This is a genomic window from Pseudomonas sp. GW821-FHT01A09 (genome assembly GCF_058986725.1).
In genome coordinates, this window is the sequence record NZ_JBYSWB010000080.1 from 1 (window position 1) to 647 (window position 647).

Here is a 647-nt window from a genome sequence, read left to right on the forward strand (position 1 = left end):
GGCAGCCAATGGCGCACTCAGCGCTGTCGTCGAGCGCCAGCTGAGCAACGGCGACGGCGGCTTGATCCTCAGCCGTGAGGGCGACATCAAAATCAGCGCCGAGCACCTCAGCAACCACGGCGGCACGCTCCAGGCGCACAACGACCTCAACCTCGACATCAGCGCTCGGCTCGCCAACCAGGGCGGCCGCATCAACGCCCGCAACGGCCACGCGACGCTGCGCCACGGCGCTTTCGACAACGGCGACGGCGGCCTTTCGCCCTGGGCAACATCAGCCTGATCGGCGACAGCTTCAGCAATGCCAGCGGGGGTCAGCTGGCCGGTGAGTCGATCGACATGACCCTCGCCGGCGCCCTGATCAACCGCGGCATCATCGAAAGCAACACCCGCCTCGCCGTGCAGGCCGCCAGCGTCGACAACCACACCGGCCAGCTGCGCGCCCTGGGCAGCGGCTCGCCGAGCAACGACGTCAGCCGCCTGAACATCACCGGCCGGCTCGATAACCGCAACGGCATCCTGGAATTCGCCAACGCCGACCTCGACACGTACCTGGGCGACTTCCTCAACGATGGCGGCCGCCTGCTTCATGTCGGTGGCGGCACGCTGGGCATGGGCACCGCGCAGCTCTTGAGCGCGGGCGGCAGCAT

2 protein-coding genes are annotated in these 647 nt (G+C 68.3%); both read left to right on the top strand.

The window, feature by feature from the left end; all coding sequences use genetic code 11:
* The coding region (locus AC3WJP_RS29135) for a hypothetical protein (protein WP_493724609.1) at nucleotides 1-280 on the top strand (280 nt) is incomplete at its 5' end.
* 56 nt (nucleotides 281-336) lie between these two features.
* Nucleotides 337-647 (top strand): hypothetical protein (locus tag AC3WJP_RS29140; protein ID WP_493724610.1); only part of this gene is annotated, 311 nt, incomplete at its 3' end.